This window comes from Romboutsia sp. 13368, from assembly GCF_018336475.1.
In the GTDB taxonomy this organism is placed as follows: Bacteria; Bacillota; Clostridia; order Peptostreptococcales; family Peptostreptococcaceae; genus Romboutsia.
This window is the reverse complement of sequence record NZ_CP048741.1, coordinates 1,816,040-1,825,450: the sequence shown is the minus strand read 5'-3', so window position 1 is coordinate 1,825,450 and position 9,411 is coordinate 1,816,040. Positions and strand designations below refer to the sequence as shown.

Here is a 9,411-nt window from a genome sequence, read left to right as displayed (position 1 = left end):
GGTAATTTAGTATTATTAAATATTTAATATTATGTATTATTTTACAAAATAAATTATCATATTAAGTTAAAATAATAATATTGTGTGTATAGAGAAATAATAAATAGTATATAAATTTAATTTTAAATAAAAATTTGAGTTTAAAATATATACAACGTGGTATATATACATTATATTTAATTCCTAGTAAATTAGTATGTATTTAATCTTGACAAAATTAGTAGGGTATAATAGACTTATATTAAAGATAATACCTAGTAAATTAGTAGGGATTGTAATTCCTTGTAAAGGGTGATAAATATGAAATTATCCACTAAGGGTAGATACGGACTAAAAGCAATGTTTCAATTAGCTCTATATAAGAGTGAAGGTCCTATACCCCTAAAAAATATAGCTAATAAACAGAATATATCAGAGCAATATTTAGAGCAGATATTTTCATCTTTGAAAAAATCTGGCCTAGTTAAAAGTGTAAGAGGTGCACAAGGTGGTTATCTTTTAGCAAAAGAGCCTAAAGATATAACTGTAGGTGATATATTAATAGTATTAGAAGGACCTGTTTCGCTGTCAAGTTGTTTATTAGACGAAGATATATGTGAAAATTCAGGTAAATGTGTAACAAAAGTAGTATGGGAAAAAATAAAAAAGGGTATAGATGAGGTAATAAATTCTATAACTCTTCAAGATATGATAGATGATCACAATAAAAATATATTAGAAAATGATATAACAAACCTAATTATAAAATAGATAGGAGACGAGAACATGGAAAAAAGAAGATTATATATGGATTATTCTGCGACAACTCCTGTAAAAAAAGAAGTTCTAGATGAAATGATGCCATATTTTACAGAAAACTTTGGGAATGCATCTAGTTTTCATACATTCGGAAGAGAAGCAAAAGCTGCTTTAGATAAAGCTAGAGGACAAGTAGCAAACCTTATAAATGCAAAAACTAATGAAATATACTTTACAGCTGGTGGAACAGAAAGTGATAACTGGGCGATAGAAGGTGTTGCTTTTGCACACAGAAATAAAGGTAATCATATAATAACATCTAAAGTAGAACATCATGGAGTACTTCATATATGTGAATACTTAGAAAAACATCATGGATTTGAAGTAACTTATTTAGATGTAGATGCTGAAGGTAGAGTTAAATTAGATGAACTTGAAAAAGCAATAAAGGATACTACTATATTAATAACTATAATGTTTGCAAATAATGAAATAGGAACAATACAACCAATAAAAGAAATTGGTGAAATAGCTAAAAAGCATAATGTATTATTCCATACAGATGCTGTTCAAGCAGCTGGTAATGTGCCAATAGATGTTAAAGAATTAAATGTAGACTTAATGAGTATGTCTTCACATAAAATATACGGACCAAAAGGAATAGGTGCTTTATATATAAAAACTGGTGTAAAACTTCACTCTTTTGTTCATGGTGGAGCACAAGAAAGAAGAAGAAGAGCTGGTACTGAAAATATGCCATCTATAGTTGGATATGGAAAAGCAGCTGAACTTGCTAAAGCTAATATGGATGAACATATAGAAAGACTTACATCTTTAAGAACAAGATTAATCGATGGAATACTTGAAAAAATACCATATACAAGAGTAAATGGTAGTTTAGAAGATAGATTACCAGGTAATGTTAACTTCTCATTTGAATTTATAGAGGGAGAAGGAATATTATTAATGTTAGATATGTTAGGTATAGCTGCATCAAGTGGATCAGCATGTACATCAGGATCACTAGATCCATCACATGTTTTAATGGCAATAGGATTACCTCATGAAATAGCTCATGGATCATTAAGACTTTCAATAGGTGATTTTACAACAGAAGAAGATATAGATTATATAATAGAAAAATTACCACCAGTTATAGAGAGACTAAGAATGATGTCTCCTTTATATGATGCGGTAATGAAACAAAAATAATAGCACGGAGCTAATAATATAATAAAATTTAAGGAGGAAAAAAAGATGCAATACAGTGATAAAGTTATGGAACATTTCATGAATCCAAAAAATGTTGGAGAAATAGAAAATGCAAGTGGTATAGGTGAAGTTGGAAATGCTAAATGTGGAGATATAATGAGAATATATCTTGATATAGATCCAGAAACTCAAGTTATAAATGATGTTAAGTTCAAAACTTTTGGATGTGGATCTGCTATAGCAAGTTCATCAATGGCTACAGAAATGGTAAAAGGAAAAACTATACATGAAGCATTAGCTGTAACTAACAAAGCAGTTGCAGAAGCTTTAGATGGTTTACCACCAGTAAAAATGCACTGTTCAGTTTTAGCTGAGCAAGCAATAAAAGCAGCTTTAATAGATTACTCTAAAAAGCATAATATACACATACCAGAATTAGATGGTGTTGTTATAGATGATGATCATGACCATCATCATGATATAGAAGAAGATGAAATGTAATCTTTAAAACTAAATTTAATAATTAGTATATAAATATCCCTTTTAGGTAATTACTTAAAAGGGATATTATAATTTAAAATATATTATAAAGATTAAATTAATGTATGGAGATTAGATATATAAGTTTAGTCTTTAAAAAATAAGACAAAATATATATAATAAATATAAGCAAATACGTAAGAGAAGGTGACAAAATGAAAAAAAGAGTAATGATCGGTATGAGTGGTGGAGTTGATAGTTCTGTTGCAGCATATCTTTTAAAAGAGCAAGGATATGATGTTATAGGAGTTACTATGAAACTTTGGCAAGATGATGATGATGAACTTATAGAAAATGAAGGTGGATGTTGTTCATTAGCAGCTGTTGAAGATGCTAGAAGAGTTGCAGATAGAATAGGTATACCTTTTTATGTATTAAACTTTAGCGATGTATTTAAGCAAAAGGTAATAGAACCTTTTATAGATGAATACTTAAATGGTAGAACGCCAAATCCTTGTATAGCGTGTAATAAGCATATAAAATTTGATGACTTCTTTAATAAAGCTCGTCAAATAGGATGTGACTATGTAGCTACAGGGCATTATGCAAAAATAGAAAAAGATAAAAAAACAGGTAGATACTTATTAAAAAAATCTGTTACAGATAAGAAAGACCAAACTTATGCATTATACAATTTAACTCAAGAACAATTAGAACATACATTACTTCCTATAGGTGATTATGAAAAGGAAAGAGTTAGAGAAATAGCAAAGGAAATAGGGATAGATGTTCATAATAAGCCAGATAGTCAAGAAATATGTTTTGTAAAAGATAATGATTATGCTGGATATGTTAAAAAACATTCTAAAAAAAGAATTGAAGAAGGTTATTTTGTAGATACTAAAGGTAATGTTTTAGGAAAGCATAAAGGCATAGTAAACTATACTATAGGACAAAGAAAAGGACTAGGTATAGCTTTTGGAAARCCTATGTTTGTTATTGATATAAATGCTAAGAAAAATACTGTAGTACTAGGAGATAATGAAAATTTATTTAATAAAGTAGTTATAGCAAAAGATGTTAATCTTATAGCATTTGATGAAATAACTGAGCCAGTTAGAGTAGAAGCTAAAATAAGATATTCTGCTAAGCCATCTCCAGCTACTGTATATAAAATAGATAACAACAAAATAAAAATAGTATTTGATGAACCTCAAAGAGCTATAACTAAAGGACAATCAGTTGTAATGTACAATGGTGATGTTGTAGTTGGTGGAGGAATAATTTGCTAAAAATTTTAAAAATCAATATGATTTATAGTATTGATTAATTTAAAAAAATTTAGTAATATAACATATATGGAATTTAGATAAAATTTCATATTTTGACTAAAAAATTAAATTTATTAAATACAGAGATAAGAAATAGTAAATTATTTGATGTCTTACAGAGAGAGGGAATTGGTGGAAGCCCTTAGAATAGAATAGTTGAAGCAGTCTTAGAGTATCAATCTTGAAATAATAGTATGGATTGACGGTAGTTACGTTATAGCTAAGGTTTTCCGAAGATGTCATAATTTATTATGATAATTAGGGTGGTACCGCGAATATAATACTCGCCCCTATAAGTTTTTATAGGCGCGAGTTTTTTTATTTATAAAAAACAATGTATAAAAAATAGGAGGACATTTAAGATGCAACCAATGGGATTAAATGAAATTAGAAGCAAATTTTTAAAATTCTTTGAATCTAAAGATCACTACTTAAAAAAAANNNNAAAACAATGTATAGAAAATAGGAGGACATTTAAGATGCAACCAATGGGATTAAATGAAATTAGAAGCAAATTTTTAAAATTCTTTGAATCTAAAGATCACTACTTAAAAGAAAGTGCTTCTTTAGTGCCACACAATGATAAAAGTTTATTACTTATAAACTCTGGTATGGCACCACTTAAAAATTACTTTGCAGGAGTAGAAGTTCCACCAAGTGTTAGAATGACTACTTGTCAAAAATGTATAAGAACTGGTGATATAGAAAACGTAGGAAAGACTGCTAGACATGGTACTTTCTTTGAAATGTTAGGTAACTTCTCATTTGGAGATTACTTCAAAGAGCAATCTATAGCTTGGGGATGGGAGTTTGTTACACAACACTTAAATATACCTCAAGAAAAAGTATGGGTAACTGTATATGAAGAAGATGATGATGCATTCTCAATATGGGAAAATCAAATAAAAATACCAAAAGAAAGAATAGTTAGACTTGGTAAAGATGATAACTTCTGGGAAATAGGTATAGGACCTTGTGGACCATGTTCAGAATTATACTTCGATAGAGGTGTAGAATATGGATGTGATAATCCAGATTGTAAGCCAGGATGTGACTGTGATAGATACTTAGAATTCTGGAACCACGTGTTTACTCAATTTGATAGAGATGAAGATGGTAACTACGGACAATTAGAAAATAAAAATATAGATACAGGAATGGGTCTAGAAAGAATGGCTTGTATAATGCAAGGTGTTGATACTATATTTGACGTAGATACTATAAAGCATATATTAAATACTGTTGAAAAAATGGCTAGTGTTGAATACGGAAAAGGTGGAAAAACTGACGTATCAATAAGAATAATAACTGACCATATAAGAGCTGTAAGTTTCTTAGTTGCTGATGGAGTATTACCATCAAATGAAGGTAGAGGATATGTTCTTAGAAGATTATTAAGAAGAGCAGCTAGACATGGTAAATTATTAGGAATAAAAGAAAACTTCTTATATAAATTAGTTGATGAAGTTATAAAAGTAAGTGGAGAAGCTTATCCAGAATTAGTTGAAAAAGAAAGCTACATCAAAAAAGTTATAAGAATAGAAGAAGAAAAGTTCAATGAAACTATAGAACAAGGTATGGAAATATTATCTTCTTATATAGCTGATTTAAAGAAAAATGGAGAAAATACTTTAAGTGGAGAAAATGCATTCAAATTATATGACACTTATGGATTCCCAATAGATTTAACAAAAGAAATATTAGAAGAAGAACATTTATCAATAGATGAAGAAGCCTTCAATGARGAAATGGACAAGCAAAGAGAAAGAGCTAGAAGTGCTAGAGGAAATATGGATGGAGAAAGCTGGAAAGAAGATCCATTATCTAAATTAGACTCTTCAGTAGCAAGTACTTTTGAAGGATATTTTGAATTAGAGAATTCAGGAATAATAAAAGCTATAGTTAAAGATAATGAAGTAGTAGATTCGGCTGTAGCAGGAGATAAAGTTGTTGTTGTACTTGATAAAACTACATTCTACCCAGAAGGTGGGGGACAAGCTGGAGATGCTGGACTTTTAGTAAATAAAGATGAAGATATAGTAGTTGAAGTAATAGATACTAAAAAAGGTGCTAACAATACTATAAAGCATATAGGTATAGTAAAAAGTGGAATGATAAACACTGGAGAAAAATTATCTACAATAGTAGATAAAGAAATAAGAATGGCATCTGCTAGAAACCACAGTGCTACTCACTTACTTCATAAAGCATTAAAAGAAGTTTTAGGAGAACACGTTAACCAAGCAGGGTCACTTGTTACTTCAGAAAGATTAAGATTTGACGTAACTCACTTTGAAGCTATAACTAAAGAAGAATTAAAAGTTATAGAAGAAAAAGTAAATGATGCAATACTTGAAGCTTTAAATATAACTTGTGAAAATATGAGTATAAATGATGCAAGAAATAAAGGAGCTATGGCTTTATTCGGTGAAAAATACGGAGATGAGGTTAGAGTTGTTTCTATGGGAGACTACTCAATAGAACTTTGTGGAGGTACTCATTTAACTAATACTTCTCAAATAGGTATGTTTAAAATACTATCTGAAGGTGGAGTAGCTGCAGGAGTTAGAAGAATAGAAGCTATAACAGGTAAAGCTGTATACAATTTCTTAAAAGAAAAAGAAGAAGTAATATCTAATGTTTGTACATCTTTAAAAATTAAAGAAGATGGATTAACTCAAAAAGTAACTTCTATACTTGAAGAAAATAAATCATTATCAAAAGAATTACATGATATGAAAACTAAAATGAGTTTACAAGCAGTAGATTCAGTATTAGATTCAAAAGTAGATGTAAACGGAGTTAACTTAGTAACTACTAAATTTGAAGGTATAGATATGAATACTTTAAAAGAAGTTGCAGATAACTTAAGAGATAAATTATCAAGTGGTGTAGTAGTACTTGCTAATATAGCTAATGATAAATTAAATCTTGTTGTTACAGCAACTAAAGATGCAGTAGACAAAGGTGTTCACTGTGGAAATATAGTTAAAGAAATAGCACAAATAGCTGGTGGAAAAGGTGGAGGAAGACCTAATATGGCTCAAGCTGGTGCACCAGATGTTTCTAAAGTAGATGAAGCTTTAAATCATGCAAGTGAGGTTTTAAAATCACAAGTTAAATAATTCAACTTTTAAGGGGGGATTTAATAATGAATAAAGATTTAGAAAGTACTATGAAATTTGAAGGAATATCAGAGGATAAAATAAGTGTTTCAGATGCATTAAATTATGTAAATGAAGCACTACTAGAAAAAGGATATAATCCTATAAACCAAATTATAGGATATATTCTATCTGGTGATTCAAGTTATGTAACAAGTTATAAAAATGCAAGAAGCATAATTAAAAAGTTTGAAAGAGATGAATTATTAGAAGAAATATTAACATATTATTTGAATAGAAAGTAGGCCAATCTTATGAAAAAGAAGATTGTATCACTGCTTATAGCAGTTATGATGATTATGGTTTCTATTCCACAATATAGCTTTGCCGCACAACGTGGCAAAGTTATATTTATAAATATGAATAGAACGACTTTGCAAGCAATGCAAGATATACCTACTTTAAAGAAAGAGCTTGAAAGTAGAGGATATGTAGGATTAATGAACATAAGAGGTGACCAAGGTACAGATGATAAAAGGTCACTTGCAAGTATGGGTGCTGGAGGAAGAGCAAACGTAGCATCTGATACATACATAAACTTTAAAGAAGTAACTAAGGAAGAAGCTTTAATTTATAAATCAGCAACAGGTAAATCTCCAAAGAAAATAAATGATTTATCAATAAATAAATCATTAGATGATAATGAATCAAAAGGTCAATATGGATCAACATTAGGTTCACTTGGACAAACTTTAGCAGATAATAATTTAAAAGTTGCAGTTTTAGGAAATAGTGACACAGTAAGTAATGGTGAGATAACAGAAAATAGAAATATATGTTTATTAGCTATGGATAATTACGGAAGAATTGCAGATGGAAATATTGATAACATCAATATAGAAGATGCAACAATGCCATTTGGAATAAGAACAGATTATGCTAAATTAGCTACAGAGACTAAAACATTATATGAAAATAATGATGCATTATTTGTAGATTTAGGAGATACATATAGATTAGATCAATATAAAGAATTATTAAATGAAACTACTTATGCTAAAATGAAAAGAAAAATTCATGATAATATAAGTGATTATTTAAATACTGTATTTGATATGGTTGGGGAAAATGACGTTGTTTATATAGCTAGTGCTTTTCCAAGTAAATTAGCTTATAAAAATAAAGAAAGATTATCTCCAATTGTTAAGTTTAAGGGAGATGAAAAAGGATTATTATCATCATCTACAACAAGAAGAGACGGTATAGTTGCTAATATAGATGTAGGTGTAGATATACTTAATGAATTTGGATTAAAAAATGAACTTATGGTTGGTAGAGCATATAGTTTAGTAGAAAAAGATGATAATATAGAGTTTTTATCTCATGAGTTAGAAAAAATGGCTACAGTTTCTAATATAAGAGCAAATGTTGTAAATACATTTGTAGGTGTAGTATCTGTTTCTTGGGTTATAGGAGTTATAGCTATATTATTTAGAAATCGTATACCTAATAAAGATAAAGTATTTAAAGTGTTAAAAGAATTTATAAAGTTAGGAATAATAATGCCATTAGCATTTATACTAGCACCTATATTTAACTTTAAAACACCACTACTTATGACAATAGGTATTATTGGAACTACAGTAGCTTTATATCTATTAGGTAGATTATTATTTAAAGATGATTTAAAGCAAATGGGATTCTTTGCATTATTAACCATTACAATTATTGTTATAGATTGTATATTTGGAACATATCTTATGAAAAATAATATAATGAGTTATGATGCAATTGTTGGAGCAAGATATTATGGTGTAGGAAATGAATACGAAGGTGTATCTATAGCCAGTCCTATATTTGCATTAGCTATATTATTAAACTTTAATAAAAAGCTTCCTAAATGGTCAGTAGTATTAGTTTCAATTTTAATATTAATGACTAGTGCATATCCAACTATGGGAGCAAATGTTGGAGGGGCAATTTCTCAAACAGCTGCATACTTATTATTTATAATGCTTATATATGATGTAAAATTAGATTTTAAGAAAGTTATACTTATTGGTGTGGCTATAGTAGCTGTAGTTTGTGCATTTGCATTCTTTGATATAGTATCAGGTAGTGAATCTCATTTAGGATTATTTGTGCAACAAATATTTATAAATGGTCCAAGCACTATAATACAAACATTTGCTAGAAAAATATCTATGAACATTAAACTAGCTCAGACTAGTGTGTGGGTAAATATACTATTAGCAGGAGTGTTTATAATAGGAATATTTATAATTAGACCTCCAAAGCAATTTAGGTCTATCGCTAAAAGATACCCTATAATATTTAAAGGATTTTTAGCTTCATTTGTAGGATGTATAGTAACATTATTAGTTAATGACTCGGGAATAGTAGCTGCATCTACAGCTTCTATATATATATTAATACCTCTTATAATAATGAGCATAAATATGATAGTTTTTGAAAATAAAAATAATGATTAATAAAATTAGTCAGGTTAAATATCCTGACTAATTTTTATTTATAGTATATAATAT

Annotated in this window: 7 protein-coding genes and 1 other annotated feature; all 7 genes read left to right on the top strand. The window is 28.8% G+C overall.

Going from position 1 to position 9,411, the window contains the following annotated elements:
• Nucleotides 1-300 precede the first annotated feature (300 nt).
• The 7 genes from G3997_RS07450 to G3997_RS07420 all read left to right on the top strand — a co-directional run bounded on the left by G3997_RS07450 (nucleotide 301) and on the right by G3997_RS07420 (nucleotide 9,357).
• Nucleotides 301-750, top strand: coding sequence for an RrF2 family transcriptional regulator (locus G3997_RS07450; RefSeq protein WP_296645010.1), 450 nt, complete (start codon nucleotides 301-303; stop codon nucleotides 748-750).
• A gap of 15 nt (nucleotides 751-765) precedes the next feature.
• Nucleotides 766-1,950 (top strand): cysteine desulfurase NifS, encoded by a 1,185-nt coding sequence (nifS, locus tag G3997_RS07445; protein ID WP_296645008.1) that lies wholly within the window; start codon nucleotides 766-768, stop codon nucleotides 1,948-1,950.
• Between the two features lie 45 nt (nucleotides 1,951-1,995).
• Nucleotides 1,996-2,451, top strand: a complete 456-nt coding sequence (gene nifU, locus G3997_RS07440) for a Fe-S cluster assembly scaffold protein NifU (RefSeq protein WP_296645006.1) — start codon at nucleotides 1,996-1,998, stop codon at nucleotides 2,449-2,451.
• A gap of 164 nt (nucleotides 2,452-2,615) precedes the next feature.
• Complete coding sequence (mnmA, locus tag G3997_RS07435; RefSeq protein WP_296649470.1) at nucleotides 2,616-3,722, top strand: tRNA 2-thiouridine(34) synthase MnmA; 1,107 nt, start codon at nucleotides 2,616-2,618, stop codon at nucleotides 3,720-3,722.
• 113 nt (nucleotides 3,723-3,835) lie between these two features.
• Nucleotides 3,836-4,056 (top strand) — a binding site (T-box leader).
• 184 nt (nucleotides 4,057-4,240) lie between these two features.
• Nucleotides 4,241-6,886, top strand: a complete 2,646-nt coding sequence (alaS, locus tag G3997_RS07430; protein WP_296649468.1) for an alanine--tRNA ligase — start codon at nucleotides 4,241-4,243, stop codon at nucleotides 6,884-6,886.
• A 26-nt stretch (nucleotides 6,887-6,912) separates the two neighbouring features.
• Complete coding sequence (locus tag G3997_RS07425; protein WP_296645004.1) at nucleotides 6,913-7,170, top strand: IreB family regulatory phosphoprotein; 258 nt, start codon at nucleotides 6,913-6,915, stop codon at nucleotides 7,168-7,170.
• A gap of 9 nt (nucleotides 7,171-7,179) precedes the next feature.
• Nucleotides 7,180-9,357 carry a hypothetical protein gene (locus G3997_RS07420; protein WP_296645003.1) on the top strand — a complete coding sequence of 726 codons (2,178 nt, stop codon included), beginning with the start codon at nucleotides 7,180-7,182 and terminating at the stop codon, nucleotides 9,355-9,357.
• Nucleotides 9,358-9,411: the final 54 nt, after the last annotated feature.